This is a genomic window from Rhodococcus sp. MS16, assembly GCF_013277795.1.
Taxonomy (GTDB): domain Bacteria; phylum Actinomycetota; class Actinomycetes; order Mycobacteriales; family Mycobacteriaceae; genus Rhodococcus_F; species Rhodococcus_F globerula.
In genome coordinates this window covers 50,179-76,624 of record NZ_VBTM01000001.1, presented here as the reverse complement: position 1 = coordinate 76,624, position 26,446 = coordinate 50,179, and the positions used below count along the sequence as shown (strand labels likewise).

Annotated in this window: 26 protein-coding genes; 8 read left to right on the top strand and 18 right to left on the bottom strand. The window is 63.1% G+C overall.

Going from position 1 to position 26,446, the window contains the following annotated elements:
- Positions 1 to 58 precede the first annotated feature (58 nt).
- The 3 genes from FEZ60_RS00375 to FEZ60_RS00365 all read right to left on the bottom strand — a co-directional run bounded on the left by FEZ60_RS00375 (position 59) and on the right by FEZ60_RS00365 (position 4,164).
- Positions 59 to 2,329: a polyribonucleotide nucleotidyltransferase gene (locus FEZ60_RS00375; RefSeq protein ID WP_172935312.1), complete on the bottom strand. Its 2,271-nt coding sequence runs from the start codon at positions 2,327 to 2,329 to the stop codon at positions 59 to 61.
- A gap of 427 nt (positions 2,330 to 2,756) precedes the next feature.
- A complete protein-coding gene (rpsO, locus tag FEZ60_RS00370; RefSeq protein ID WP_033234901.1) occupies positions 2,757 to 3,026 on the bottom strand; it encodes a 30S ribosomal protein S15 in 270 nt (89 codons plus the stop codon).
- Between the two features lie 157 nt (positions 3,027 to 3,183).
- Positions 3,184 to 4,164 carry a bifunctional riboflavin kinase/FAD synthetase gene (locus tag FEZ60_RS00365; protein WP_045067300.1) on the bottom strand — a complete coding sequence of 327 codons (981 nt, stop codon included), beginning with the start codon at positions 4,162 to 4,164 and terminating at the stop codon, positions 3,184 to 3,186.
- A gap of 210 nt (positions 4,165 to 4,374) precedes the next feature.
- On the opposite strand from FEZ60_RS00365, the gene FEZ60_RS00360 reads away from it, so the two are divergent.
- Entirely contained in the window at positions 4,375 to 5,043 is a 669-nt protein-coding gene (locus FEZ60_RS00360) for a metal-dependent transcriptional regulator (RefSeq protein ID WP_230590186.1), read from the top strand.
- Positions 5,044 to 5,062: 19 nt separating this feature from the next.
- Here the strand turns inward: FEZ60_RS00360 and truB are convergent, their stop codons facing one another.
- The 11 genes from truB to rimP form a co-directional block, all read right to left on the bottom strand.
- Positions 5,063 to 5,986: a tRNA pseudouridine(55) synthase TruB gene (gene truB, locus FEZ60_RS00355; RefSeq protein WP_045067298.1), complete on the bottom strand. Its 924-nt coding sequence runs from the start codon at positions 5,984 to 5,986 to the stop codon at positions 5,063 to 5,065.
- Positions 5,987 to 6,010: 24 nt separating this feature from the next.
- Positions 6,011 to 6,670, bottom strand: coding sequence for a 4'-phosphopantetheinyl transferase (locus FEZ60_RS00350; protein ID WP_045067296.1), 660 nt, complete (start codon positions 6,668 to 6,670; stop codon positions 6,011 to 6,013).
- Positions 6,671 to 6,684: 14 nt separating this feature from the next.
- Positions 6,685 to 7,608 (bottom strand): metallophosphoesterase, encoded by a 924-nt coding sequence (locus tag FEZ60_RS00345; protein WP_172935310.1) that lies wholly within the window; start codon positions 7,606 to 7,608, stop codon positions 6,685 to 6,687.
- Positions 7,593 to 8,951, bottom strand: a complete 1,359-nt coding sequence (locus tag FEZ60_RS00340; protein WP_245006139.1) for an MATE family efflux transporter — start codon at positions 8,949 to 8,951, stop codon at positions 7,593 to 7,595. The genes FEZ60_RS00345 and FEZ60_RS00340 overlap by 16 nt, the downstream gene beginning before the upstream one ends.
- A gap of 70 nt (positions 8,952 to 9,021) precedes the next feature.
- Complete coding sequence (locus tag FEZ60_RS00335) at positions 9,022 to 10,026, bottom strand: bifunctional oligoribonuclease/PAP phosphatase NrnA (protein ID WP_172935309.1); 1,005 nt, start codon at positions 10,024 to 10,026, stop codon at positions 9,022 to 9,024.
- A gap of 12 nt (positions 10,027 to 10,038) precedes the next feature.
- Positions 10,039 to 10,524, bottom strand: coding sequence for a 30S ribosome-binding factor RbfA (rbfA, locus tag FEZ60_RS00330; RefSeq protein WP_033234908.1), 486 nt, complete (start codon positions 10,522 to 10,524; stop codon positions 10,039 to 10,041).
- Between the two features lie 149 nt (positions 10,525 to 10,673).
- Complete coding sequence (locus FEZ60_RS00325; protein WP_033234909.1) at positions 10,674 to 10,964, bottom strand: DUF503 domain-containing protein; 291 nt, start codon at positions 10,962 to 10,964, stop codon at positions 10,674 to 10,676.
- A gap of 139 nt (positions 10,965 to 11,103) precedes the next feature.
- Positions 11,104 to 14,106: a translation initiation factor IF-2 gene (gene infB / locus FEZ60_RS00320; protein WP_172935308.1), complete on the bottom strand. Its 3,003-nt coding sequence runs from the start codon at positions 14,104 to 14,106 to the stop codon at positions 11,104 to 11,106.
- A gap of 108 nt (positions 14,107 to 14,214) precedes the next feature.
- A complete protein-coding gene (locus tag FEZ60_RS00315) occupies positions 14,215 to 14,565 on the bottom strand; it encodes a YlxR family RNase P modulator (RefSeq protein WP_045067292.1) in 351 nt (116 codons plus the stop codon).
- 44 nt (positions 14,566 to 14,609) lie between these two features.
- On the bottom strand, positions 14,610 to 15,641 hold the full coding sequence (nusA, locus tag FEZ60_RS00310) for a transcription termination factor NusA (protein WP_033234910.1): 1,032 nt from the start codon (positions 15,639 to 15,641) through the stop codon (positions 14,610 to 14,612).
- Entirely contained in the window at positions 15,638 to 16,243 is a 606-nt protein-coding gene (rimP, locus tag FEZ60_RS00305) for a ribosome maturation factor RimP (protein ID WP_033234911.1), read from the bottom strand. The genes nusA and rimP overlap by 4 nt, the downstream gene beginning before the upstream one ends.
- A 268-nt stretch (positions 16,244 to 16,511) precedes the next feature.
- Here rimP and FEZ60_RS00300 point away from each other — a divergent pair, with 268 nt between their 5' ends.
- Complete coding sequence (locus tag FEZ60_RS00300) at positions 16,512 to 17,015, top strand: hypothetical protein (protein WP_287162376.1); 504 nt, start codon at positions 16,512 to 16,514, stop codon at positions 17,013 to 17,015.
- Positions 17,012 to 17,458 (top strand): ferritin-like domain-containing protein, encoded by a 447-nt coding sequence (locus FEZ60_RS00295; RefSeq protein ID WP_095887792.1) that lies wholly within the window; start codon positions 17,012 to 17,014, stop codon positions 17,456 to 17,458. Before FEZ60_RS00300 ends, FEZ60_RS00295 begins: the two co-directional genes overlap by 4 nt.
- Positions 17,459 to 17,510: 52 nt before the next feature.
- On the opposite strand, the gene FEZ60_RS00290 is transcribed toward FEZ60_RS00295, so the two are convergent.
- Positions 17,511 to 18,923, bottom strand: coding sequence for a DHA2 family efflux MFS transporter permease subunit (locus FEZ60_RS00290; protein ID WP_172935307.1), 1,413 nt, complete (start codon positions 18,921 to 18,923; stop codon positions 17,511 to 17,513).
- 106 nt (positions 18,924 to 19,029) lie between these two features.
- On the opposite strand from FEZ60_RS00290, the gene FEZ60_RS00285 reads away from it, so the two are divergent.
- The 3 genes from FEZ60_RS00285 (at position 19,030) to FEZ60_RS00275 (ending at position 21,046) form a co-directional block, all read left to right on the top strand.
- Complete coding sequence (locus FEZ60_RS00285) at positions 19,030 to 19,629, top strand: TetR/AcrR family transcriptional regulator (protein WP_172935306.1); 600 nt, start codon at positions 19,030 to 19,032, stop codon at positions 19,627 to 19,629.
- A gap of 92 nt (positions 19,630 to 19,721) precedes the next feature.
- A complete protein-coding gene (locus FEZ60_RS00280) occupies positions 19,722 to 20,219 on the top strand; it encodes a nuclear transport factor 2 family protein (protein WP_033235020.1) in 498 nt (165 codons plus the stop codon).
- Complete coding sequence (locus tag FEZ60_RS00275; RefSeq protein ID WP_045067289.1) at positions 20,216 to 21,046, top strand: SDR family NAD(P)-dependent oxidoreductase; 831 nt, start codon at positions 20,216 to 20,218, stop codon at positions 21,044 to 21,046. The genes FEZ60_RS00280 and FEZ60_RS00275 overlap by 4 nt, the downstream gene beginning before the upstream one ends.
- On the opposite strand, the gene FEZ60_RS00270 is transcribed toward FEZ60_RS00275, so the two are convergent.
- The gene (locus FEZ60_RS00270) at positions 21,008 to 22,000 is read right to left on the bottom strand and encodes a DMT family transporter (protein ID WP_172935305.1); all 993 of its coding nucleotides are present in this window, start codon (positions 21,998 to 22,000) and stop codon (positions 21,008 to 21,010) included. The two genes, FEZ60_RS00275 and FEZ60_RS00270, sit on opposite strands and share 39 nt — an antisense overlap.
- Between FEZ60_RS00270 and FEZ60_RS00265 the strand changes: the two genes are divergently transcribed.
- Entirely contained in the window at positions 21,999 to 23,399 is a 1,401-nt protein-coding gene (locus FEZ60_RS00265) for a PLP-dependent aminotransferase family protein (protein WP_172935304.1), read from the top strand. The two genes, FEZ60_RS00270 and FEZ60_RS00265, sit on opposite strands and share 2 nt — an antisense overlap.
- A 50-nt stretch (positions 23,400 to 23,449) precedes the next feature.
- Positions 23,450 to 23,875, top strand: coding sequence for a pyridoxamine 5'-phosphate oxidase family protein (locus FEZ60_RS00260; protein ID WP_095886019.1), 426 nt, complete (start codon positions 23,450 to 23,452; stop codon positions 23,873 to 23,875).
- Positions 23,876 to 23,928: 53 nt separating this feature from the next.
- Here the strand turns inward: FEZ60_RS00260 and FEZ60_RS00255 are convergent, their stop codons facing one another.
- Together FEZ60_RS00255 and FEZ60_RS00250 are read right to left on the bottom strand one after the other, a co-directional pair.
- Positions 23,929 to 24,708: a ketosteroid isomerase family protein gene (locus FEZ60_RS00255; RefSeq protein ID WP_172935303.1), complete on the bottom strand. Its 780-nt coding sequence runs from the start codon at positions 24,706 to 24,708 to the stop codon at positions 23,929 to 23,931.
- Positions 24,705 to 26,435 carry an acyl-CoA dehydrogenase family protein gene (locus FEZ60_RS00250; protein ID WP_172935302.1) on the bottom strand — a complete coding sequence of 577 codons (1,731 nt, stop codon included), beginning with the start codon at positions 26,433 to 26,435 and terminating at the stop codon, positions 24,705 to 24,707. The genes FEZ60_RS00255 and FEZ60_RS00250 overlap by 4 nt, the downstream gene beginning before the upstream one ends.
- Positions 26,436 to 26,446 lie beyond the last annotated feature (11 nt).

Genomic DNA, 26,446 nt, shown 5'->3' with positions numbered 1-26,446 from the left:
GATGCGGCCCCGCACGGAAATCCGCGCGGGGCCGCATCGAACAAACCGAGAAGAAGTGCTACTCGGAAGCAGCCTCTTCAGCAGCCGGAGCGGCAGCGTCGTCGTTGCCCTCTTCCACGGGGATCAGCGAGATCTTGCCGCGAGCATCGATATCGGCGATCTCGACACGGATCTTGGATCCGACGTTGACCACGTCTTCGACCTTGGCAATACGCTTGCCACTGCCCAGCTTGGAGATGTGCACCAAACCGTCGCGACCCGGCAGGAGCGAGACGAAGGCACCGAAGGCGGTGGTCTTGACGACCGTGCCCAGGAACCGCTCGCCGACCTTGGGGAGCTGCGGGTTGGCGATGGCGTTGATCATGTCGATCGCGGCCTGTGCAGACGGTCCATCGGTGGCGCCGACGAACACGGTGCCGTCGTCTTCGATGGAGATATTGGCACCGGTCTGCTCGGTGATGGAGTTGATCATCTTGCCCTTGGGGCCGATGACCTCGCCGATCTTGTCGACCGGGACCTTGATGGCCGTCACGCGAGGTGCAAACGGGCTCATCTCGTCCGGGGTGTCGATGGCCTCTGCCATGACCTCGAGGATCGTGGTACGAGCATCCTTGGCCTGCGCGAGTGCGCCGGCGAGGACCTTGGACGGGATGCCGTCGAGCTTCGTGTCCAGCTGCAGAGCCGTGACGAAGTCCTTGGTACCGGCAACCTTGAAGTCCATGTCACCGAAAGCATCTTCGGCGCCGAGGATGTCCGTCAGTGCCACGTAACGGGTTTCGCCGTCGACCTGGTCGGAGACCAGACCCATGGCGATACCGGCAACCGGAGCCTTCAGCGGCACACCGGCGTTGAGCAGTGCAAGCGTGGAAGCACACACGGAGCCCATCGAGGTGGAACCGTTGGAGCTCAGCGCCTCGGAGACCTGGCGAATCGCGTACGGGAACTCTTCGACGCTGGGCAGAACCGGCATGAGTGCGCGCTCGGCAAGTGCGCCGTGACCGATTTCGCGACGCTTCGGCGAACCGACTCGACCCGTCTCACCGGTGGAGTACGGCGGGAAGTTGTAGTGGTGCATGTAGCGCTTGCTGGTCTCGGGGCCGAGCGAGTCGACCTGCTGAGCCATCTTCACCATGTCGAGTGTGGTGACACCCAGGATCTGGGTCTCGCCGCGCTCGAACAGTGCGGAACCGTGTGCGCGCGGGATGATCGCAACCTCGGCGGACAGCGAACGGATGTCCGTGACGCCGCGGCCGTCGATGCGGAACTGATCGCGCAGGATGCGCTGGCGAACCAGCTTCTTGGTGAGCGAGCGGAACGCTGCTCCCAGTTCCTTCTCGCGGCCTTCGAAGTTCGGTGCAACCTGCTCGAGAACCTCGACCTTGACCTCGTCGGTCTTGTCGTCGCGTTCCTGCTTGCCGGCGATTGTCAGTGCGGCATTGAGCTTTTCGGACGCAGCAGCCTCGACGGCAGCAAATACGTCGTCCTGGTACGCCGGGAAGACCGGGTAGTCACCCGTGGGCTTTGCAGCCTTGGATGCCAGTGCTGCCTGCGCAGCGCACAGACGGGCGATGAACGGCTTGGCAGCCTCGAGGCCTTCGGCGACGATGGTCTCGGTGGGAGCCTGAGCGCCGTCGGCGATCTTCGCGATGACGTTGTCGGTGGCCTCGGCCTCGACCATCATGATCGCGACGTCGGCGTTGTCACCGCTGCCGGAAACGACGCGGCCGGCAACGACCATGTCGAACACGGCGTTCTCGAGCTGATCGACCGTCGGGAATGCAACCCACTGGCCGGCCTTGTTGTCCTCGGAGACGATGAGTGCAACGCGCACGCCACCGACAGGACCGGAGAACGGCAAGCCCGCGATCTGCGTCGACGCGGATGCGGCGTTGATAGCCACGACGTCGTACAGATCCTGCGGGTTGAGGCTCATGACCGTGACGACGACCTGGATCTCGTTACGCAGACCGTCGACGAACGACGGGCGCAGCGGCCGGTCGATGAGGCGGCAGGTCAAGATCGCGTCGGTGGAGGGACGTCCCTCACGACGGAAGAACGAGCCGGGGATGCGGCCCGCTGCGTACATGCGCTCTTCGACGTCCACCGTCAGGGGGAAGAAGTCGAAATGCTCCTTGGGGTGCTTGCTGGCGCTCGTGGCGGACAGCAGCATGGTCTCGTCGTCCAGGTAGGCAACGACGGCACCGGCGGCCTGCTGAGCAAGGCGTCCGGACTCGAAACGGATGGTGCGGGTACCGAAGGACCCGTTGTCGATCACGGCGGTGGATTCGAACACGCCTTCGTCGACCTCTACTACGGAATTCTCTGTCATCTTTTTCTCTTCACTTCCCTCTCGTCTTCGCCGTACCCGCGCGGGCGTTCCCACCCTCCTGGTGGAAACTGCGCACCGAGGGACGTCCCCCTCTTGAATTGCAGAGGTTCCTACGTGCGAACTGGTCTCTGCTTCGGGACGTCACTGACGTTCGGGGCGGCCGTCGATCGAAGTCCGCCGGAACCACAGGGCATTCGCCCGGTCCGGAGAACCACTACCGACAACCGACACCACGTTCTCTGATGCATACGGTGTGCTGACTTCGCACTGCACCAACTGTGCAAATGCGCCGACAGCGGAAACTGCCTTGCGGCAGCTAACGCCGAAAGCCAGCGAAGCCCAGTATATGCGTGGCTTCGCCGGCTAACGGAGTGTTCGGCAAACCGGAGCCTGCCGTGTTGCTTTCGATCAGCGTCGTGACAAAAATCTAGCGACGCAGGCCGAGGCGCTCGATGAGCGCACGGTAACGAGCGACGTCCGTCTTTGCCACGTACTTGAGCAGACGACGACGACGACCGACCATCAAGAGCAGTCCACGACGTGAGTGGTGGTCATGCTTGTGGGTCTTGAGGTGCTCGGTGAGATCGGTGATGCGCTTGGTGAGCATTGCCACCTGAGCTTCGGGCGATCCCGTGTCGGTCTCATGCAAGCCGTACTCGCCGAGAACGGCCTTCTTTTCTTCCGTGGTCAATGCCACTTGATTCACTCCTGTGATGACGTTTGCGTGAAAGGAACTAGATCGGACGCGGCCGCCGCAAACCGCAGCACACACCGAGAGAAGATTCTACCAGGACCGTTGCGATCGATTTACCGGTCGACGGCAAGTGTGTCAGCCGACACTCTGTTCCCGGACGTCAGCCGACACTCTGTTCCGAGTCGTGATCCAGGATTTCACGAGCGCGCTCGACATCGCGATTCATTTCCGCGATCAACGACTCGATGGAATCGAACTTCTCCATCCCGCGGATCCGCGCGACCAGGTCGACGGCGACATGTTGTCCGTACAGGTCCGCGTCGGCGTCGAGAACAAAAGCCTCGACGGTGCGAGCGCGACCGGAGAATGTCGGATTGGTGCCGACGGACACTGCCGACTTGTACCGCTTTCCCGGTACGAGCGTGCCCAACTCCTCGTCTGCCCCCAGAACGCTGAACCAGGCCGCGTAAACGCCGTCGGCCGGAATAGCCGAGAACACCGGAGGCGCAACGTTTGCCGTCGGAAATCCGAGTTCACGGCCACGCTTGTCGCCGTGCACCACAACACCTTCGACGCGATGCGGTCGACCGAGCGCCTCGGTTGCCGCAGCCATGTCACCGGCGTCGACGCACGAGCGAATGTAGGTCGACGAGAACGTCACCGCATGCTCGGCGAGCAATTGGACACCGTCGACGGCAAATCCGAATCGATCGCCCATTTCGCGAAGCAGATCAACGTTACCCAGGGCTTTCTTGCCGAACGTGAAGTTGTCGCCCACGACAACCTCGGCAACGTGCAGGCGCTCCACGAGGATTTCGTGGACGTACCGCTCCGGAGTCAGCTTCATGAAATCCGCGGTGAACGGCATGACGCAGAAGACGTCGATGCCCAACTCTTCGGCCAATTCCGCACGACGCGCCAGCGTCGTCAACTGAGCCGGATGACTACCCGGTCGCACAACTTCCATGGGGTGCGGATCGAACGTCATGAGCACACTGGGAACCCCGCGCTTTCGCGCCGCGGCTACTGCCCGGGCAATTAATTGGGCATGCCCACGGTGCACACCGTCGAACACACCGATAGTGAGCACACAACGACCCCAATCGGCCGGAACTTCGTCGAGACCACGCCACCTCAGCACGAAAGGCAGCCTACGGGGCGCACCGTCAGTAGTTTCGGTTGGACCCGCCGAGCGGTCTGCCACTGCACTACGTCGCAGGTACGGAACTTCCGCAATTCGTAGCCTAAGCTAAGTGTCGTGGCAGCTCACAAGACTGGACCCTCCGATACACACTCTGCACCGGATGGTGCCGCCGAATCCGGCGACGCGGATTCCCACCCGGACGGATCGATCGACACGCTTGCACTGTCCTCGGTCGCGCAGGACTACCTGAAGGTCATCTGGACCATTCAGGAGTGGTCACTCGAACGCATCTCCACGAAGTTGCTGTCCGAGAAGATGGGCGTCTCCGCCTCCACGGTGTCCGAAGCCATCCGCAAACTGTCCGATCAGGGTCTGGTCGATCACGCCCGATACGGATCGATCGCGTTGACGGACACGGGCCGGGCGGCAGCTGTCTCCATGGTGCGACGCCACCGATTGCTCGAAACGTATCTCGTTCACGAACTCGGCTACGGCTGGGACGAGGTTCACGACGAAGCCGAAATTCTCGAGCACGCCGTCTCCGACCTGATGATCTCGCGCATCGATGCCAAACTCGGCTTCCCCGAACGCGATCCGCACGGCGACCCCATCCCGGCCGCCGACGGGTCGATTCCCACTCCCCCGGCGCGCCAGCTCAGCGACTTCGCCAACGGTGAGCGCGGGCGGGTTGCGCGTATTTCCGACTCCGATCCGGAGATGCTTCGCTACTTCGATTCCGTCGGCGTCACACTCGACGTCGAGATCACCGTGGAGGAGCGTCGCGATTTTGCCGGCACGGTCTCCGTACGCTTGGGCGACAACCCCGACTGCATAGATCTGGGAAGCCCTGTCGCCCAAGCCATCTGGCTGGTCTGATCAGCCTGGTCCGGAGTGACTAGTCTTGGCGCAGTGTCGCCGGGCGCACGACCATGACCGAGCTCGCACGCTTTCCCTTTTCCTGCAGCAGGGCAATCGTATGGCCGCTGGGATCGATGGCCGCGTAGACACCTTTGAGCCCGATCGGTTCGAGCCACCGCCCCTGGCTGATGGCTTCGGCCTCGGCCACTGTGATCTGACGGTGTGGGAACGCAGTCTGGGCGGCCTGGTCGATATCGAGACTCACGCCGGGAGCCTCGGCGAGATCTTCGAGCGTGCGCGCGTGTTCGAGAGTGAACGGTCCGACGCGCGTGCGACGCAGTGCCGTCAGATGACCGCCGACACCCAACGTTCGCCCGAGATCACGCGCCAGCGAACGAATGTAAGTGCCGGACGAGCACTCCACGTCGACGTCGAGGTCGACAAATCCGCCCTCGATGTCGCGTCGGGCAAGAATCTCGAACGTCGACACCGTCACCGGACGCGCGGCAAGTTCGACGGTTTCACCGGCTCGCACCAGAGCGTGAGCACGCTGACCGTCCACCTTGATGGCGCTGACACTGGCCGGGATCTGCTCGATGTCACCGGTCAGCGTCGCCACCACTGCGGCGATCTCCTCATCCGTCACGGCCGACGCATCCGCTGAGGTGAGTACTTCACCTTCCGCGTCGTCGGTGGTCGTCGACGCACCCAACCGGATGGTCGCCGAATACGCCTTGGTGGTCAGTGCCAGCAGGCCGAGCAGTTTGGTGGCACGCTCCACGCCGAGAACCAGCACACCGGTTGCCATGGGATCAAGCGTTCCCGCATGGCCGACCTTGCGGGTATTCAACAGCTTGCGGCACCGGGCCACTACGTCATGGCTGGTGAGGCCTGCTTCTTTGTCGACGATCAAGATTCCGGCGCCGACAAGTCCGGAGGAAGGCTTTTCGCGAGCTGACACGGGTCTCGATTCTGCCAGCCGGACTCACTGCACCGAAATTGCCGTCAGGATCAGTCCGTCGGACACCATCCACCTACCGTCGAATTCGGTGAGCGGCGCACCGGAGGTCGTCTCCCCCGGGACCAACAACTTGGATCGGAACGTGCCAGACGTATCCGATTCGGATTCGAACGTGATGTGTGCGTCCTCGAACCCCAACCACCGTTGTGTCAGTGGGAACCACGCCTTGTATGTGGCTTCCTTGGCGCAGAACAGGATTCGATCCCAGTGGACGGGACCGTCGCCGGCCTGCTCGCCCAGCCAGGTTCGCTCGTCCTCGATGCTGACGGCCGGAAGCACCCCGTCCGGCAACGGTCCGTGGGGTTCGGCGTCGATACCGAGCGAACGAACCTGCATCGAGTACGCCAGCACCGCGCCGCGATATCCGTCGCAGTGCGCGAGGCTGCCGACAACGCCTTTCGGCCACAACGGCGCTCCCCGCTCCCCCCGCATGACGGGGGCCGCCGGGACACCCAGTTTCCCCATGGCGGTGCGGGCAAGATTGCGCGTCGTCACGAATTCGCGACGACGCTTCTCCACCGCACGGCCGATCAGCGCCTCTTCGCTGGGATGCGGGACAAGTCCAGGCGGATCCTCGAACGCCTCGGCAATCGCGATGCCGCCGGGCAGAATCTGTTCGATCACGTGTCGGTGCCTTTCTAGCGACCCGAGCGCATACGCTCGACTTCGGCTTCCTGCTCCGGCGTCACCTTGAAGTGGCCGCCCCATTTGTTCAACGTTCCCGGCGGGTACTCCGGCACCGGCAGAATCTGCCGCAACAGTTTCTCGGGCAGGCCGCGCCGACGCCACTCCCGTGGGTATCCGAGCGACACTTCCTCGAAGCGGACGCCGTCGTAGTAGGTGGTTCGCGGGATGTGCAGGTGCCCGTAGACCGAGCACACGGCGTTGTATTTCACATGCCAGTCCGCGGTCAGCGTCGTACCGCACCACAGCGCGAATTCCGGATAGATCAGCACGTCAGTCGGTTGACGAACCAACGGAAAGTGATTGATCAGCACGGTCTTCGTACCTTCGGGCAACGCGTCCAGACGCTCCTGCGTGTACGCGATGCGGGCACGGCACCACGCGTCGCGGGTTGCGTACGGCTGCGACGACAGCAGAAATTCGTCGGTGGCGACGACATTCTTGTCCCGCGCGATCTCGAGGCCGTGTTCCTTGTCTCGCGCCCCGACGGGCAGGAACGAGTAGTCGTAGAGCAGGAACATCGGGACGAGCGTCACCGGACCGTCTTCGCCCTCCCACACCGGGAACGGATCCTCGGGCGTGATGACGTCGATCTCGCGGCACATGTTGATCAGGTACTCGTACCGCGGAGCGCCGTGAATCTGCACCGGGTCCTTGGCCGTGGTCCACAGTTCGTGGTTGCCGGGAATCCAGATGACCTTCGCGAAGCGCGAGCGCAGGAGCGTGAGCGCCCAGCGAATATCGTCGGTCTTCTCCGACACGTCGCCGGCCAGGATCAACCAGTCGTCCGGCGAGTCCGGGAACAGTTCCTCCGTCATCGGCTTGTTGCCGTTGTGACCGACATGAATGTCGCTCACTGCCATCAGCTTTGCTGCCACGATCCCTCAGCTTCCTCACTCGAACGCTCGACTGCATGTGCAGTTGTCTCGGTTCCCGTCACAGCCCACTTTCCCGACAGCGCACGCCAGGACACCGCAATCATCCGCAGTACGACAAACACGGTCAGGCCCGCCCAGATTCCGGCCAACCCCCAGTCGAAGGCCAGCGACATCCAGATTGCCGGCAGAAATCCGACCACCGCACACGCCATGGTGGCATTTCTCATGAAGGTCACATCACCGGCGCCGAGGAGAACCCCGTCGAGGGCAAACACCACTCCCGCGAACGGCATGATCGCGACGAAGAACCACCAGGCGATCGACATCTGCGCAAGCACCTCGTCGTCTGCCGTGAACAGTTGCGGGATCACCGAGTGCCCGGCGGCAAACAGAACGGCCAACAGCACTGCGAAGACCGTCGACCACACTGTGATCCGCCACGCCATTTTCTTGGCAGCAACCGCAAATCCGCCTCCCAGCGCGGCCCCGATCAGCGTCTGCGCGGCGATCGCCAATGAATCGAGAAGCAGCGCAACCAGGTTCCACAACTGCAGAACCACCTGATGCGCGCCCACCACGGCTGCTCCGAATCGCGACGCAACCGCCGCAGCCGACACGAAACAGGCTTGGAAAGCGAGGCTGCGGAGAATCAGATCTCGGCCCATGACCATCTGCGCGCGCATGATCGACACACGTGGTCTGACCGAGACTGGTTCGCGGAACAACGCCCACGCGAACAAGATGCCGGAAATACTCTGACCGACAAGATTCGCAACCGCCGAACCTTCGAGTTCGAGGCGCGGCGCACCCCATAATCCGTGAACCAGGATCGGGCACAGAACTGCCGAAATCCCCAGTCCCACAAGAACGAAGCGCAGCGGACGGATCGTGTTCTGCAGCCCGCGCATCCAACCGTTGCCGGCGAGGGCTACCAGAATGAGCGGCACACCCAGCACCGCGATGCGCAACCAACTCTCGGCCGCATCCGCGATATCGGAACCGCCCGCCACCGCCGAGGTCAACGGCCCGGCAATCGCCTGCACCACCGCCACCAACAGCAGCCCGATCACCAACGCCAACCACGTTGCCTGAACACCTTCACCGACCGCCTCGCGATCGCGGCCGGCGCCGTGCAGTCGAGCCGCGCGAGCGGTGGTTCCATACGAGAGGAACGTCAACTGAGTGCTCACCAACGACAAGATGAGCCCGCCCACCGCCAGACCCGCCAACGGAAGGGCTCCGAGCCGTCCCACGACTGCGATGTCGAACAGGAGATAGAGCGGCTCGGCTGCCAGCACACCTAGCGCAGGCAACGCCAACCCGAAGATACGACGGCCGGTCACGTCGACCTCGGCGCCGGGATTTGTCGCTGTTGCAGGCGCAGGACTATCGGATGCGGTCACGATCGGACACTCACCCCAGTGCGGCAATCAACGCTGCAACCGTCTGCTCACTCGAATCGGTCGAGGTGTAGCCGGCCGAGAGCCGATGCCCACCGCCACCAAGACTCTCCGCGACAGCCGAAACGTCGACATCGGTCTTCGCGCGCAACGATATCGACCAGCTGCCGGTTTCCGATTCCTTGAGCACAGCGGCAACCTCGGCTTCCGACGTCGTCCGGACGATGTCGACAACGCTCTCGATTTCCTCGGAGCGCAGATCTCCGATGTCGTCGCGGCGGATCACCGCGTATACGAGACCACGACCGCCCGCGGCGCTTCGTACCAGCGTCGCCGAGCCGAGAACCGACGACAGCATCGGCAGCCAGCCGAACGGATGCGTGTCGAGAAGTTGCCGAGCGATGGTGTCGCCGTCGATACCGGTGGCTAACAGCCGGGCCGCAAGAACATGCGTCGACGGCCCGCCCCAACGGAAGGACCCCGTATCGGTCACCAGACCGGCATACAGGCAATGGGCCACGTCACGATCGATCTCCACGCCCCAAAAATCGAACAACCGTGCCAGCAGAGCCGTCGTCGATGCTGCGGATTCGTCCACGACGTTGATCGCACCGAATTCCGAATTGGATCGATGATGATCCACGACGACAGTGCTGGCCGCACCAGCCAACCGATCCGCAAGAGCGCCCAAGCGCCCGGTGCTTCCCACGTCGACGGTGATCAGGACGTCCACTTCGGAACGCACGGAAGTCGGTGGAACCAACAGATGCAGACCGGGAAATCCCAGCATGGACTCGGGCAGGTGCGCAGGCCGGCTGAACGCAACCTGAACCGAAGCGCCCCTGCGCTCGAGCGCCAACCCCAATGCCAGACCGCTGCCGATAGTGTCTGCGTCAGGCTGGATGTGGCACAGGATAGTTGCCGTCCGAGCCGCATCCAGCACTTCGATTGCCCGCGCGAAGCCTGCCCGGCAAGGATCCTCGCAAGGGTCTCCGTCAGCGCGTGCGGTGATCGTCATCCTCGCTGCGGGTCAGTCGAGATCTCGAGCATCCGAGGCAACGACGTCGTCATCGTCGTCAGCAGCTACTCGTGGCTCCTTGTACGGATCTGCATCACCGGCAGGCTGAGCTCCCTCGCGAGCCTTGGCGAGCTCGCCGTCGGCGGCACGCGCACGAGCCAACAGCTCTTCCATGTGGCGCGCAGTATCGGGAACGGTGTCCGCGACAAACGTCAGCGTCGGGGTGAAACGGACACCGGTGCCGGCGCCCACCTTCGACCGGAGAACACCCTTGGCCTTCTCGAGACCGGCTGCAGCAGCTTCGACGTCGGGTGCGGAATCGACCTTTTCACCCATAACGGTGTAGTACACGGTCGCATCGTGCAGGTCGTTGGTGACCTTCGTGTCGGTGATGGTCACAAAAGCAAGCCGCGGATCCTTGATCTCGTGGTCGATTGCGGTCGCGACAATCGTGCCGATTCGTTTTGCGAGCTTACGGGCCCGGGCGGGATCCACCATGATCTCTGTCTCCTTCTCCCTGGACTTTCGATTCCACGGACATTCGATTTCACGCACATCCGATACGAGATAACTCGATCGTTCACAATGTTCGATTTACAAGAATTATTACCGACACCAGTCTTGTGCATCGCCGCCCACCGACCAAATCAGTCCTCGGGACCGAAGACGCGCCGACGTACGGCAAGTAACTGCATTTCCGGTCGCGCTGCAACCGCTCGCTCACAACGATCGAGTACGTCGTGCAGATGATCCATCGACGAACTGACCGCAGCAACACCGACCAAGGCGCGGCGAAGACGCCCCTGTTCCCCGGCTTCCGCCGCACTGATCCCGAAACGTCGCAGTTCGGTCAGAATCGGCGACACCAGCGAACGCTTTTCCTTGAGGGAGTGGACATCTCCGAAAAGAATGTCGAACTCCAATGCACCTACGAACATATTCCCCCAGACCGTTTCTCGTCCCAGACCGCTTCCTCGTCGGCATAGCCGAATGGACTCTCCCGGACATTGTGGTCAATGTCCAGGAGAGTCCATGTCAGTCAATACTCACGAGCGCCCCCAGCGCCCGCGGCGACTACTAGTCGCGCGGCTTCTCACGAAGCTCGTAGCACTCCAGAACGTCACCGATCTTGATATCGGAGTAGGTGACGGTCAGACCACATTCGTAGCCTTCGCGAACCTCGGTGGCGTCTTCCTTCTCCCGCTTGAGCGAGGAGATGGTGACCGTCTCGGCGACAACCTTGCTGTCGCGGATGAGACGTGCCTTGGCGTTGCGACGGATGCTGCCCGACGTGACCAAGCAACCGGCAATGTTGCCGATCTTGGACGAACGGAACATCGCGCGGATCTCCGCCTTGCCCAGCTCGACCTCTTCGTACACCGGCTTGAGCAGACCCTTGAGAGCCTTCTCGACCTCGTCGATGGCCTGGTAGATCACCGAGTAGTACCGGATGTCGACACCCTCGCGGTTCGCCAGCTCGGTCGCCTTGCCTTCGGCACGGACGTTGAAGCCGATGATGATCGCGTTGGAAGCCGCTGCCAGGTTGACGTTGGTCTCCGTGACGCCACCGACACCGCGGTCGATGACGCGCAACTGCACCTCGTCGTCGATCGGGATAGCCAGCAGTGCCTCTTCGAGAGCCTCGACGGTTCCCGAGTTGTCGCCCTTGAGGATCAAGTTCAGCTGCGAATGTTCCTTCAGAGCTGCATCGAGATCGTCCAAGCTGATGCGCTTGCGGCTCTTCGCTGCCAACGCGTTGCGCTTACGTGCATTGCGACGGTCAGCGATCTGACGGGCAATACGGTCCTCGTCGACCACGAGCAGGTTGTCGCCTGCACCGGGGACGGACGTGAAGCCGATGACCTGAACCGGACGCGAAGGCAGTGCCTCGTGGACGTCCTCGCCGTGCTCGTCCACCATGCGGCGGACGCGGCCGTATGCATCACCGGCGACGATGGAATCGCCGACGCGCAGCGTTCCGCGCTGGATGAGCACTGTGGCAACGGGGCCACGGCCACGGTCGAGGTGAGCCTCGATCGCAACACCCTGTGCATCCATGTCCGGGTTTGCGCGCAGATCCAGGGAAGCATCCGCGGTCAGCAACACAGCTTCGAGAAGCTGATCGATGTGCAGACCCTGCTTCGCCGAGATGTCGACGAACATGGTGTCTCCGCCGTATTCCTCGGCGACCAGTCCGTACTCGGTCAGCTGCTGACGGATCTTGTCCGGGTTAGCGCCTTCCTTGTCGATCTTGTTGACCGCGACCACGATCGGCACGTCGGCCGCCTGGGCGTGGTTGATCGCTTCCACCGTCTGCGGCATGACACCGTCGTCGGCTGCGACAACAAGGATCGCGAGGTCGGTGGCCTTGGCACCACGTGCACGCATGGCCGTGAAGGCCTCGTGACCGGGGGTGTCGATGAACGTCACGAGACGCTCGTTGCCCTCGAGCTCGGTGAGCACCTGGTAAGCACCGATGTGCTGCGTGATGCCGCCGGCTTCGCCCTCACGGACGTTGGCCTTACGGATCACATCGAGCAGACGGGTCTTACCGTGGTCGACGTGGCCCATGACGGTGACCACAGGCGGACGGGACTCGAGGTCCTCTTCTCCGCCGGCGTCCTCGCCGTAGGTGAGGTCGAAGTGTTCGAGCAGCTCACGGTCTTCGTCCTCAGGGCTGACGACCTGAACGACGTAGTTCATTTCGCCGCCGAGAAGCTCCAGCGTCTCGTCGTTGACCGACTGCGTTGCCGTGACCATCTCGCCGAGATTGAACAGTGCCTGCACAAGTGCTGCGGGGTTCGCATCGATCTTGTCTGCGAAGTCGGACAGCGACGCGCCGCGAGCGAGACGGATGGTCTCGCCGTTGCCGCGAGGCAGCCTGACGCCACCGACTGCGGGAGCCTGCATGCTCTCGTACTCGGCGCGCTTTGCCCGCTTCGACTTACGTCCACGACGAACAGCGCCGCCGGGACGACCGAATGCGCCTGCTGCAGCGCCGCGCTGACCGGGACGGCCACCGCCGCCGGGACGACCGCGGAAACCACCTGCGGGAGCTCCGCCACCGGGAGCACCTGCACCGGCACCTGCGCCGCCGCCGGGAGCTCCGCCACCGCGGTATCCACCGCCGCCGCCACCGGGACGACCGCCGGGAGCGCCACCGGGACGGCCCGGACGACCTGCGCCGCCACCGGGCGCGGGACGAGCGGAACGAGCAGGCATTGCACCCGGGTTCGGGCGAGGAGGCATGGAGCCGGGGCTCGGACGAGGTCCACCCTGACCTGCGGGCGGACGGGGTCCACCCTGGCCGGGAGCCGGACGAGGACCGCCCTGGCCGGGAGCCGGACGAGGACCGCCCTGGCCGGGAGCCGGACGGGGTCCACCCTGGCCGGGAGCCGGACGAGATCCACCCTGCGCCGCGGGACGCGGAGCGCCCGGACGAGGACCGCTCTGGCCCGGAGCCGGACGTGGTGCCGGACGCTCAGCCGGAGCCGAGGAGTACGGGTTGTTTCCGACGCGCGGAGCCTTGGGCATCGGACGAGGTCCACCGGGCTTTGCGCCGGTCGACGGTGCTGCCGGAGCAGCTGCAGCGGGAGCTGCCGGTGCCGCGGGAGCTGCCGGAGCCGGACGAGCCGGCTTCGGAGCGTTGCTGGGTGCAGCGGGCGCATTGAACGTCGGCGTGGGGACTGCCGGCGTCGTAGGAACCGGTGCTGCGGGAGCGGACGGTGCTGCCGGGGCTGCCGGAGCTGCAGCAGCCGGGGCTGCCGGTGCTGCGGGAGCCGGTGCGGCCGGCTTGGGGCCGGGACGCTGCCCGGGACGCGGTGCGCCGGGCTTTGCTGCCGACGGCGACGGTGCGCCTGGCTTTGCTGCGGGCTTTGCCGCTGCGTCACCGGACGCGGGCTTGGTTTCTGCACCACCGGCAGACGGGAATGATTCCCGCAGACGACGTGCGACGGGCGCCTCCACTGTGGATGACGCAGACTTTACGAACTCGCCCTGCTCTTTGAGCGTTGCGAGTAGTTCCTTGCTGGTAACACCGAGCTCTTTAGCCAACTCGTGTACGCGGGCCTTGCCTGCCACTGCTCTCCTCACTGATGAGGTCGAGCAGGAGGCATCCCACAGATGTGGGTCCCACACGACCTCGGGTTATAGCCGATGGACGTTCATCGTTGGTGCTTCACGGTGTGCTCATGAGTGCTTGTGCCTGTTCTTCTCGAGAGGTACTGCTTTTGTGTGAACTGCGTCGACCAGCTGGTCGACAGCGGACGTGTCCAGATTTCCGGACACTCGCAGTGCTCTGCTGAATGCTCGGCGCCGCTCTGCCAGGCTCAGGCAACTCGGATCCAGGTGCAGCCATGCACCTCGACCGTGGAGCCTTCGCAATACGTCGGGGACAAGCAGGGAACCCTCCGGCCCCTGCCCACCAACCACGACCCTCAACAGATCGGCAGCCGACCCTTGTTCCCTGCATCCCACACACGTTCTGACCGGCGAACCGGGCGTCGCGCGCGCAAAATCCGAGGACTCACGTCGAACCATCGTCTACTCTACCGTCGAACTGTCTGGAACACTGCATTCCACCGTTATCCGTTTGACGCGCCGGAGCGATCCGACGCGTCGTCGACCGGTGCTGCATCGCTTCGAATATCGATACGCCAACCGGTCAACCGTGCAGCAAGGCGGGCATTTTGACCCTCCTTGCCGATGGCCAGCGACAGCTGGAAATCAGGCACGATAACCCGAGCTGCGCGGGCATCGAGGTCGACAACAGTGACGGAGACCACTTTCGACGGCGAGAGCGCATTGCCCACAAATGTCGCGGGGTCCTCGTCGTAGTCGATGATGTCGATCTTCTCGCCCGCAAGTTCGCTCATGACGTTACGCACGCGCTGCCCCATGGGACCGATGCATGCACCCTTCGCATTGAGCCCGTGAACGCGCGACGCAACCGCGATCTTGGAACGGTGACCAGCTTCGCGGGCAACATTGATGATCTCGACGCTGCCGTCGGCAATTTCGGGAACCTCGAGTGCAAACAGCTTCCGAACCAGGTTCGGGTGGGTGCGCGACAGCGTGATCTGCGGGCCGCGCGCGCCGCGGGCAACCCCGACGACGTAGCACTTGATGCGCTCGCCGTGCTCGTAGCTTTCACCCGGAACCTGCTCGGCCGGCGGGAGCAGGCCTTCGGTGCCATGCGCGTCGCTGCCGATTCGCACGACAACCATGCCACGCGAGTTCGCGCGGGTGTCTCGCTGGATCACACCACCGACGATTTCACCTTCGTGCGTCGAGTACTCGCCGAAACTGCGCTCGTGCTCGGCATCACGCAGACGCTGGAGAATCACCTGACGCGCGGTGGTCGCCGCGATCCGGCCGAAGCCCTCGGGGGTGTCGTCCCACTCGGCGCCCACCATATTTCCGTCGGAGTCGGTGTCGTGAGCCATGACTCGCACCGATCCGGTCTTGAGATTGACGTCGATCCGAGCGTTCTGCTTGTGGCCCTCGGTGTGTCGGTATGCCGTCAGCAGCGCAGTCTGGATCGTGGCGATCACCGTTTCGATCGGGACGCCTTTTTCGGCCTCGATCGCCCGCAACGCTGCAATGTCGATATTCACTTGTCGAACCCTTCTTCGTTATCTACGTCTTCTACGTCTTCTTCGGAATCGAGCACCTGTGCATCGGACTCGTCGAGGTCCGTATGCACTGCCCGACCCTCCGGGATTCCTCCGGCAAGCTCCAGCTCTGCGTCGCTCGGCTTCGAAAACTCGACCTGCACAACAGCTTTCTGCACGTCTGCCAGTGGTATCTCGCGGACTGTCAGCCCGCCGCGACCGTTCATCACCACTGCAACCGAATCCTCGCCGAGGACACCGATTCGACCGACGACGGTCTCGTCGGCAAGATCGATGCGTGCTTTGCGCCCACGTGCGCGACGCCAATGTCGCTCTGCTGTCAGCGGCCGATCGATCCCGGGCGACGTGACCTCGAGCGTGTACGGCGCTTCCCCGATTTCCTCGAGGCTGTCGAACAACTCGGAGACGAGCCGACTGATCTCGGCAGCGGCATCCAGTTCGATACCGGCGTCACTGTCGACCATGATGCGAACGGCGCTGTGCTTGCCCGCATTAGTGACTACGACGTCCTCGACGTCGTAGCCCTTGGACTGCACGAGTTCGGAGACCAGCTCGATAACCCTGTCCTTGGATGGCACCGGCATCTCGCGAACTCCTCGTTTCAGTTGTCGTCGACTCGCATCGACTCGGTGTTGTCAGTCTGTGTGGCTCAGGCCTGTGTGATGCAGGTCTCGAAGTAGCAGGTACCCAGTTTGTGGGCATGCCAAAGACACCATTCGCCACACTGTCCGGCCAAGCATCCAAGAGTACCGCCCCTTCGAGATGCCTGCGACCAGACCGACCGTTACACATCACACGTGAACACGTTTGCCTGATTCGAACGAATCGCGCGGTACCTGGCACCATGGACGAGTGCTGACGCCCCTATCCACCACCTCCCACTCCCGCCGGAGTGCGCTGAAGATCGCAGGTGCGGCATCGATCGGCGCCATCGCCTTCGCGGCCACAGCGTGTACTGACAACGGCTCCGCCCAGGCCGCCGTAGAAGTCGACCAGCTGACCTCGCAGGCCGATCGCGCACGAGCAGACGCCGCCGCTGCAAGCAATTCGATCGCGCTGGCACCGGAACGTGTTGCCGCGCTCACGACGATCAGCGCGGAGCGCACCGCTCATGCCGATGCCCTCGACGCCGAGATCGCGCGAGCGGCAGGCGGGGGTGCCGGCACCATGTCAACGCCGTCAGCGTCGTCGACCGCGCCCGCAGCGCCCGCGGGGATCGACGCTGTGCGCGCGTCATTAGCGGAGTCCGCTCGCAGCGCTGCCGATCTCGCCCGGACGACATCCGGCTATCGCGCCGGACTGCTCGGTTCGATCAGCGCGGCGTGCGCCACCCAGGCGGCGGTACTGCTGCCATGAGCATTCTGCGCACGTCGACAACCAGTGATTCAGCCGTGCTCGACGCCATCGAATCCGAGAACGCCGCAATCTTCGCTTACGGCGTCGTGGCAGCGTTCTCCAACCCGGCTCGGGCCAACGAGGTTGCCACCCACATGGCGACCCACCGGGCGCGCCGCGACGCTTTGTCCGTCATTGCCGTCGACGCGGGCCTCACTCCCCCGATTGCCGCCGCCGGCTACGACATCCCCTTCCCGGTCACCGACGCCATCACGGCGGCACAGCTGGCGGCACAGATCGAAGCCGACACCGCAACTGCGTATCGCGCGTTGATCGAACAGGCCGATTCCGACGATCTCCGCACTTTCGGAGTCGAGGCGCTCACAGACGCCTCGATCCGCGGGGCCGGCTGGAATCTCGCACTCGGGACAACTCCCGCAACATCGGCGTTTCCCGGCGAATAGTGCTGTGCGCCTTTATTAACCGCCCGCGGTTGATAAAGGCGCACAGCAAAACTCACTTCCGAGTCGGCACAAACCACGCCGCCACTACCGCGACCAGTACAAAACATCCGCCGACTCGCAGGGCGGGCGTCAGTGCTTCGCTGTATCCCAGCGGCGTCAACGCTCCACCTGCGGCCAGGAACACCGCTGTCAGGACTGCGATTCCCAATGCGACGCCGATCTCGCGAAGTGTTGCGTTGGTCGAACTGGCCGTGCCGTGATCCGGCGCGTCCATGTCGACGAGTACCGCGGTGGCATTGGGCGCGAAGGTCAGCCCCATGCCGATTCCAGCCATGAGAAGTGCGGGGACGAGTGACGCGTACGTGGCGTCGGGACCGATGCGAGCAGCCAACCAGAACAACGCGCCGGCTTGCAGACCGAGACCGGTGAGAAGCAGCGGCCGCAGTCCCACTTTCGGGGCGAGGAAGCCCGCGAGCGGCGCAAAAACCATCGGCGCCGCCGTCCACGGAAGCGTCCGCAACCCGGCTTCGAACGGTGTGAACCCCATCGCGATCTGGAGGTACTGCGAGAGCAGGAACACCGCACCGAAGATGCCGACCGAGAAGGTCAGTCCGATCACGTTTGCCATCGAGAAGCTTCTGGATCGGAACAGACGCAACGGCATCACGGGGTGCGACGTGGTTCGTTCGCGAACGATGAACAGCCCCAAGGCAACTACGGCACCCACCAGCGATGCGACAACACCGAAGGAACCCCAACCGTCGTCGTTGCCGTGAACGATGCCCCAGACAGCGAGGAACACACCAAGTCCGGCCAGCGCGACCCCGGCGACGTCCAAAGGCTGCTTCCGCCCGGTCGATTCGCGCAGTGCATACATTGCGAGCGGAACTGCGACGATTGCTACCGGCACGTTGATCCAGAAGATCCCTTGCCACGAAAAACCGTCGACCACAGCGCCGCCCACCACCGGACCCATCGCGATACCGAGCCCCGATACTCCACCCCAGATGCCGATTGCCATGGCGCGCTTGGCTTCCGGAACCGCAGCCACGAGCAGTGTCAGCGAGAGCGGCATGATGGCAGCAGCGCCGACGCCTTGAACGGCGCGTGCCGCGATCAACAGTCCTGCCGATGTCGAGAGCGCGGAGGCAATTGACGCCGCGGTGAACAGTCCGATCCCGCCGACGAACATGCGTCGCCTACCCCAGCGATCGCCGAGCGTCGTCGCCGACAACATCAGCGTCGCAAACGCAAGCGTGTACGCATTCATGAACCACTGCAACTGGCTCACGGACGCATTCAGATCTTTCTCGATCACCGGCAATGCGCTGGTCATCACGAGATTGTCGAGGGTTGCCATGAACATCGGCAGGGACGCCGCGACGATCGCAATCGCAACCGGTACTGATCGCCTGCGGGTCCCTTCCGAACCGGGTGCGGCACCGGCATTCGCCAAAACAGTCATTGCACGCCTTCGCTTAGGTATCAGTTGATTACTTATTCGACGCTAAGTTATCAATTGATAACCTGTCAATATGCCGAGCGAAGATTCCGCCCCACCCAGACGAAGGATGAGCGCGCCCCAGCGCCGGGCACTTGTCCTTGCAGCAGCCACCAGGGCCTTCGCCCGCGGCGGATATTCCGGCACCAGCACCGATGCGGTCGCGAAGGAAGCCGGCGTCTCGCAGCCGTACATCGTGCGCATGTTCGGAACGAAAGCAGAACTGTTCCGCGCCGTGTTCGCGCGAGCACTCGACGAGATCGTCCGAACCTTCACCGAAAAGCTGAACACACTTGATATCGAGCCTGACGATCCGGAGTTCTGGGCCGAACTCGGTTCCGCCTACGGCGAGCTGATCCTGGACCGCGACCTACTGCTCGTCATGCTGCACGGGTTCGCCACCGGCACAGACGACATCGCCACCGTCTCACGGTTCGCGATGTCGAAGATCTACAGCCTGGTGCGTGATCGAACCGGTTGCACCCCCGAGCAGGCCCGGATGTTCATCGCCAACGGCATGCTCATCAACAATCTGCTCGCGATGAAAGCGCCGGACCACATCGACGAGGATCCCGCGTTAGGGGAACTGTGCGTCAGCGTCTTCGGCGAATCGGCCGCAACAACACTCTCCGCCACCGGCTCCGCGCCTGCATCCGACTCGGACACCTGACCGGCCACTGGGATTTACGTCACATGTGTGATCGAACGCACCATAGAGTCGGGTTCGACACATCACGTAAAACCGGACGAAAAGGACCGACGTTGGATCTTGCACAACGCATCGACGCCCTCGAGCAGATCGAAGAGATCAAAAAGCTCAAGTACAACTACTGGCGCGCCTGTGATGCCAAGGACCCGGTCGCGTTCCGCAACAGTTTCATCAAGAGCGGCGCGTCCATCGACTACGGCCAGCTGGGGGCGTTCGACGACGCGGGCCCGATGGCCGACATCTTCACCGCAGTCGCCCTGCGCAAAGTCGACGGCCACTACGCGGTCCTCGACATGCACCACGGACTTCACCCCGATATCGAAATAACTTCGGAGACTTCCGCACTCGGTCGATGGACGCTGCAGTTCCGCCAGATCGACACCGTCGCTCGGACTCAGAAATTGATGACGGGCGAATACGACGACGCGTATGTGATCGAGGACGGAGCCTGGAAGATGAGTCGCTGCCACTTCACGGAGACGTGGTCGATGACCACTCCCCTGTCAGCCGAGACCGTCCTCGCCGAGGGATCAGTGGGGAGCCAAGAATGACTGGATCAAAAGTCGCGCTGGTAACCGGCGCGAGTCGCAGTGTCGGCAAGGGAATCGCGTTGGCACTCGGTAGCGACGGCTGGACCGTGTACGTGACCGCGCGCGGTGAAGTCGGCACCAACAGCCCACTCGACGCTGCAGCTGCGGAGATCACCGAGCGTGGTGGCCGGGGAATCGCCGTGCAGTGTGATCACAGCGATGATCAGCAAATCGTTGATCTCTTTGCCCGCATTGCCGACGAGCAGTCCGGGCGTCTCGATCTCCTCGTCAACAACGTGTGGGCCAACCCTGCCGGCTACGCAGGTTTCACGGATCCGTTCTGGAAGCGCCCCGTCGCCGACTGGGACTCCCTGATCGGGATCGGTTTGCGCGCACATTATGTCGCGTCCGTAGAAGCCGCCAAGTTGATGGTTCCGCGCGGAAGCGGTGTCATCGGCCATATCTCGTCGTTCGGCAGCCGCGGATACCTGCACTCGGTGCTGTACGGGATGTCGAAGACCGGCCTCGACAAGATGGCCGCGGACATGGCCGTCGAGTTGAAAGGTACCGGAGTCACCGCACTGTCCTTCTGGCTCGGTTTGATTCGCAACGAGCGAATGGAAGCCAGCGGAATGGAGAGCTTCGAGGGCTTCTCCCTCGCCGAGGCGGAAACCCCGGAGTTCGTCGGGCAGGTCATCACGGCACTGGCCAACGATCCCGACGTCAACTCCCGCAGCGGGCACACGCTGATCACCGCGGAAACTGCACTCGACTACGGAATCACCGACGCCAACGGCAAGCAGCCGGCGTCACATCGTGCTGCATTCGGTGGCGGCCCGCTCTTCTGAGCCACGCACACCGGACGCCGTAGCGGCGTCGCGCACCCTCGCGGTGCCCGGCGCCGCTACGCGCGCCTTGAGCGCAAGCCACGCGCAGCCGATCACCACGATGCCGCCCGCGACGATGGACAGCGACAATTCCTCGCCCAGGATCAAGGCCGACCACGCGATGCTGAGAACCGGTTGAACCAGCTGCGTCTGACTGACTGTGGAGATCGGCCCCATCGCCAGGCCTCGGTACCAGGGGAAGAAACCGAGAAACATGCTGATGGCACCGAGGTAGGCAAACGCGAGCCATGAATTGGCGTCGGCGTGGACGGGCGTATTCACCACCGACACAACGGTCATGGTGGCCGTAACGGGCAGTGCAAGAATCAACGCCCAGGCGATTGTCTGCCATGATCCGATTTCGCGGGCCAGCAACGCTCCTTCGGAGTACCCGAGTGCAGCGCAGATCACTGCCCCGACCAGCAGAAGATCCGTGAGGTGGAACGAACCGAGTCCGCCGCCTGCACATGCGACGAACACTGCCACCGATATCGCGCCGGCCGCACTCGCCCACCAAAATGCCTGACTCGGCCGTTCTTTCCCCCGAAGTACGGCCAGTACGGCCGTCGCGGCAGGCAATAGCCCGATCACGACGGCGGCATGACTGGCCGGTGATGTTTGCACTGCAAACGTGGTGAGTAGAGGGAACCCGAGAACAACTCCGATGGAGACAAGGGCAATCCGTGCCCATTGCCGAAGGCTGGGAATGGCGGCGCGCGAAGCCAGCAGCGCAATCGTCGCCAACCCTCCCGCCACTACAGCCCGGCCGGCGCCGATGAACAACGGATCAAGGTCAGCGACTGCGATTCTGGTCAGTGGAACCGTGAACGAAAACGCCAGAACTCCCAGGAGCCCCCACCACAGACCCGATAGCGGTGCCGATTCGTTCGCGATAGCGCTACTATTGTCATTCATGTCCCACGATAGCAGTAGCCGACGGGTAGTCGACGGCTTACGCACGCTGATCACGTCGTCTACCGCCGGAATGCAACTCCCCTCCACTCGGGCGCTGGCCGCAACGCACGGCGTGGGGCCTGTCACTGTGCAGCACGCAATCCGCCAACTCGTGGGTGAAGGCCTGGTTGAAACCCGCCCAGGTTCGGGAAATTTCGTCGCCCGCACGCGAGCGCCTCAGATATCCGACTATTCTTGGCAGACAACCAGTCTCGGGCCGAGCCGGGTCGACGCCAATCCCATCGGATCAAGCATGCTCACGGTTACGGCAGACACGATCTCGCTGCACAGCGGCTACCCAACGGACGAGTTGCTTCCCCTTCGTCAGATCCGCGGAGCACTTTCGAGGGCTGCGCGGAGCTCACTTGCGGCACGTCGACCGCACACCGCAGGGCTTGGAGAACTCCGCGAGTGGTTCGCCCACGAGCTCACCACAGGCGGCGCTACCACGGTGCGCGATTCCGACGTCCTGATCACACCCGGAGGGCAGAGTGCACTGTCTTCGACGTTCCGCGCGCTTGCAGGTCCCGGCGATGCCATCGTGATGGAGTCGCCCACGTACTGGGGTGCCATCGCAGCAGCCAAACAGGCCGGGCTGACCGTTGTGCCCGTCGCCCGCGGGACGCACGCGCCGGATCCGGATGATCTTGCCACCGCGTTCGAACTCTCCGGGGCGCGCTTGTTCTATGCGCAACCACATTTTGCCAACCCAACCGGAGCACTCTGGTCGGACGCTGAGAGGCAATCGATCATGAAGGTCGTGCGCGATCACGGTGTATTCGTGATCGAAGACGACTGGGCGCACGATTTCGGAATAGACATGGACGTCACTCCCCTGGCTGCGAACGACCCCGACGGCCACGTGATCTACGTCCGGTCGCTCACCAAGAGCACGTCGCCGGCACTGCGGGTCGCGGCCGTTGTTGCACGCGGTCCGGCGCGACGACGAATCGAAACCGATCGCACCATCGATGACCTGTACGTTTCCGGGATTCTCCAAGCTGCGGCGGTCGACGTCCTCACCCAACCTTCGTGGGTTACTCATCGGCGAAACGTTCGCGAACTACTGCGCGAACGGCGTGACCATCTGATCCGCGAATTGGATACTCATGCACCGGAACTCACGCTCACCCACAAACCCGCCGGTGGTCTCAACTTATGGCTTCGGCTGCCTGAGGGTTTCGATTCCGAAACGTTTGCAACCAGGTGCCTCACGCACGGCCTCTCGATTTCCCCTGGGGCCGAGTGGTTTCCGGCGGAACCAACCGCCGCATACATTCGTCTGAACTTCGGCGGTTCACATCCAGATCGTTTCGAGGAAGCCGCCCGGATCCTGGCCGATCAACTCGTCCCGAAATGAGGGCGCCACAACGCTGGCCAGCCTGTCGAACACCGCTGTAGTCTCAGGTGATGGCACTCTCCGAGAATGAGCGTGAACAGTTTCTGGCCGAGCCGCACGTAGCAGCGCTGTCGGTGGCGAACAACTCCGAGCGCGGTCCGTTGACAGTCCCCATCTGGTATCTCTACTCACCAGGTGGCAGCCCCTGGATTCTCACGGGAAAAGGATCGAAAAAGGCCCAGCTCATAGAGTCTGCTGGGCACTTCTCCCTCATGGCTCAACGACTCGAGCCGACCATCCGCTATGTGAGCGTCGAAGGTTCCGTCGACAAAATCGTGCCAGGAACCGATGAGATGCTGGTCGAAGTATCGCGGCGATATTTGACCCCGGACAAGGTTGACGGATATCTCGACTTTGCCCGCTCTCAACTGGGTGAGCAAGTCGCGATCCACATGAATCCGCACACCTGGCTGTCCGCCGATCTCGGCGCTCTCTAAACAAGGACGACGCAGGCTCGGCGCGCCGGTATCGATGCGCCGAGCCAATAACGTCAGCTCTCGGTGAAGAACCGCACCCGGTTGATCCGATGCCCCGAGGGCTCGAATCCGAAGAGCGCGATGCCCGGTTCACCGCAGACGACAACGCTTGCCGTGACCGTGCGGCCGGCAGCGAGGACCTTGCCCCGGCTCACGCCGGCCAGAAGATCGTTGGCGTCTGCGGTAGACAGGTGCGTGCCCGCCGGAAGCTCGACCGGAATGGGCGGAATCCGGCCGACCTTTGCGGCGTCGAGGAATCGTGTTGCCGCCCGCTTTCCCTTGGACCCGACCCCGAGGATGCCGCTGGAGAAGCCAATCGCTCCCCCGATCCCCTGGTTGGACAGCAACTGCGGCGTGAGCTTGGCCGCAGCCTTGACGCCTGCTGCGCCCGCGGTGGCAAGCTGACTCAACATGGTCGCCAATTCCCAATGGGCGTAGAGGGTTCCGATCTGCAACGAATCCGGCTCGCCGACCAGGTCGTAGCGCAGATGCATCGGCACGTTCAGGACAACGCCCGTCGACATTTCGGTAGCGAGACTGAGATCGCGCCACACTGTTCGGCCACACACTATGTCGCGCTCGACATGGAACGTGATGGTATTCGGGGCGATGAATGTGTCGTAGAACTTCTCGATCGACGCCCGCCCGTTGTGTGGGCGCGAACCAACCGGATCGTTGACCTGACCATCCGAGCTGAACAGCGACACCCACGCCGAACGATCGTGTGCGCCGACAGCTTTGGGAGATCCCTCGACTACCGCCATCAACTGATCGCGGGTTGCCACCGCGCTCATGCGCGCATCTCGTACGCGCCGTCGTATGCCTTGACCTGCTGCCACACGCGGTCGAAGCGCTCACTGTCTACGACGGGTTTGCGCACAGCTGCGAGCGCCCAGGCTTGCTGTTCCGGTGTCGACGACGGTTTCCCGTGCAGCGCAATCGCATAGCCGGAGAAATCGCGAATCTGGAAGTCGAAGATCTGATCCACGACATCGGCGTCGAGTCCGGCGATGTCGGCCTGCTCGAGGATCAGATGCCCGTACACGACGAGCGAGAACAGGTGCCCGACGTTGAGCATGAAATCGAGATCCTTTTGCTGCGCCGCGTCCGGGGCCGCCGACGTCAGCAGTTCGGTCAACGCGATCGCCTGCTCGTAGAAACGAGCGACATTCGGGATACCGGAGCGCTTCTCGTACACCCGCTTCCACTCGTGGAACTGAATTTTCGCGGCGCCGCGAGTCGGTCCCTGATTCCAGAAGAACTCGTCGTCCGCAGCGTCGTCGCGCGTGACAATCTCCGGGAACTCTGCCGGATTGAAGAGGTAGTTCGGCAAGAACTTGAGGATCAAGCCGACATTGACGTGAACGGTGCCTTCGAGCTTGGGCAGTGTGCCGATCACCTGCGCGGCTTCACGGAAGTACGTGGACTTCTCGTACCCCTTGGCAGCAATCACGTCGTGCAGAAGTCCGACAACGCGCTCACCTTCTGAGGTGACCTTCGCCTTGGTCATCGGGTTGAACAGAAGGTAGCGACGGTCATCGAGACTCGCACTGCGGAAGTAGTCGACAGCCCGCGCACTGAACTGCTTCATCGCAACCAGCCGGGAGTACGCGTCGACAAACGCCGCTCGGACGTGAGCGAAGTCGGTGACGGGATTTCCGTACAGAATTCGGTTCTGCGCGTGGGTGATTGCCTCGAAGAACGCGTGCTCGCTGATTCCGATCGAACCGGTGCAGAGGTTGAACTTTCCGACGTTCACGGTGTTGAGCGCTGCCTCGAACGCAGCGACACCGGTGTGCAGGATGTCTTCCTCGCGGACCGGGTAGTCCTCCAAACGGAAGTTGCTGACGTACATCTGACCACGGAGGACGTTGTCGACGAGGTGGTAGTTCGGGTGCGCGCTGTCCGCAACGAAGAACACGTACCCCTCGGGTCCGTCGACATCGGTGCGACGGCCGAATACCGACACCATTCCGGCGACGTTGCCGTTGCCGATGTAGTACTTCTCACCGCTGGCCCGGAAGGCAACGTCGCCGTCGGCCGGAGTGAGAAGCATGTCGGTGGAGTAGACGTCGGCGCCATGGTCGCGCTCGGAGAGTCCGAACGCCATGACTCCGCCGTCGGTGAGTTCCTGCGCTGCACGCTTCTTTGCGGCGTCGTTGTCACTCATCCAGATCGGTCCGAGTCCGAGGATCGTGACCTGCCACGCGTACCAGTACGCGAGTCCGTAAAAGCCGAAGACCTCACTCAGTGCCGCATTGCGGGCACCGTCCCAGCGACGGTTCTCGTCGCCGTCGGCGTAGGCCGCCGGAGTCTGGAATGTCGCGAACAACTTCTCCTTCTTGACGAAGTCGAGGAAGTCCGACACCCAAACAGCTTCGAGATCGTCATGCAGGAGCTGATTCTTGCCACGGCTTTCGAACCATTCGACTGTTGCCAGCAGCAGCCTGCGAGTCTCGGGATCAAAACGGGCAAAATCTTCGGTGTGGGGGTTGAACAGCAATCCGTCGGTGTCAGACACGTCATACCTTT

Coding starts and splice junctions, on each gene's coding strand:
- FEZ60_RS00375 (WP_172935312.1), bottom strand. CDS start 2,329: ATGACAGAGAATTCCGTAGTAGAGGTCGACGAAGGCGTGTTCGAATCC.
- FEZ60_RS00335 (WP_172935309.1), bottom strand. CDS start 10,026: ATGACGATCACCGCACGCGCTGACGGAGACCCTTGCGAGGATCCTTGC.
- rbfA (WP_033234908.1), bottom strand. CDS start 10,524: ATGGTGGATCCCGCCCGGGCCCGTAAGCTCGCAAAACGAATCGGCACG.
- FEZ60_RS00325 (WP_033234909.1), bottom strand. CDS start 10,964: ATGTTCGTAGGTGCATTGGAGTTCGACATTCTTTTCGGAGATGTCCAC.
- FEZ60_RS00315 (WP_045067292.1), bottom strand. CDS start 14,565: ATGGTTCGACGTGAGTCCTCGGATTTTGCGCGCGCGACGCCCGGTTCG.
- rimP (WP_033234911.1), bottom strand. CDS start 16,243: ATGCCGGTGCCATCCAAGGACAGGGTTATCGAGCTGGTCTCCGAACTC.
- FEZ60_RS00295 (WP_095887792.1), top strand. CDS start 17,012: ATGAGCATTCTGCGCACGTCGACAACCAGTGATTCAGCCGTGCTCGAC.
- FEZ60_RS00290 (WP_172935307.1), bottom strand. CDS start 18,923: ATGACTGTTTTGGCGAATGCCGGTGCCGCACCCGGTTCGGAAGGGACC.
- FEZ60_RS00285 (WP_172935306.1), top strand. CDS start 19,030: ATGAGCGCGCCCCAGCGCCGGGCACTTGTCCTTGCAGCAGCCACCAGG.
- FEZ60_RS00275 (WP_045067289.1), top strand. CDS start 20,216: ATGACTGGATCAAAAGTCGCGCTGGTAACCGGCGCGAGTCGCAGTGTC.
- FEZ60_RS00265 (WP_172935304.1), top strand. CDS start 21,999: ATGTCCCACGATAGCAGTAGCCGACGGGTAGTCGACGGCTTACGCACG.
- FEZ60_RS00270 (WP_172935305.1), bottom strand. CDS start 22,000: ATGAATGACAATAGTAGCGCTATCGCGAACGAATCGGCACCGCTATCG.
- FEZ60_RS00260 (WP_095886019.1), top strand. CDS start 23,450: ATGGCACTCTCCGAGAATGAGCGTGAACAGTTTCTGGCCGAGCCGCAC.
- FEZ60_RS00255 (WP_172935303.1), bottom strand. CDS start 24,708: ATGAGCGCGGTGGCAACCCGCGATCAGTTGATGGCGGTAGTCGAGGGA.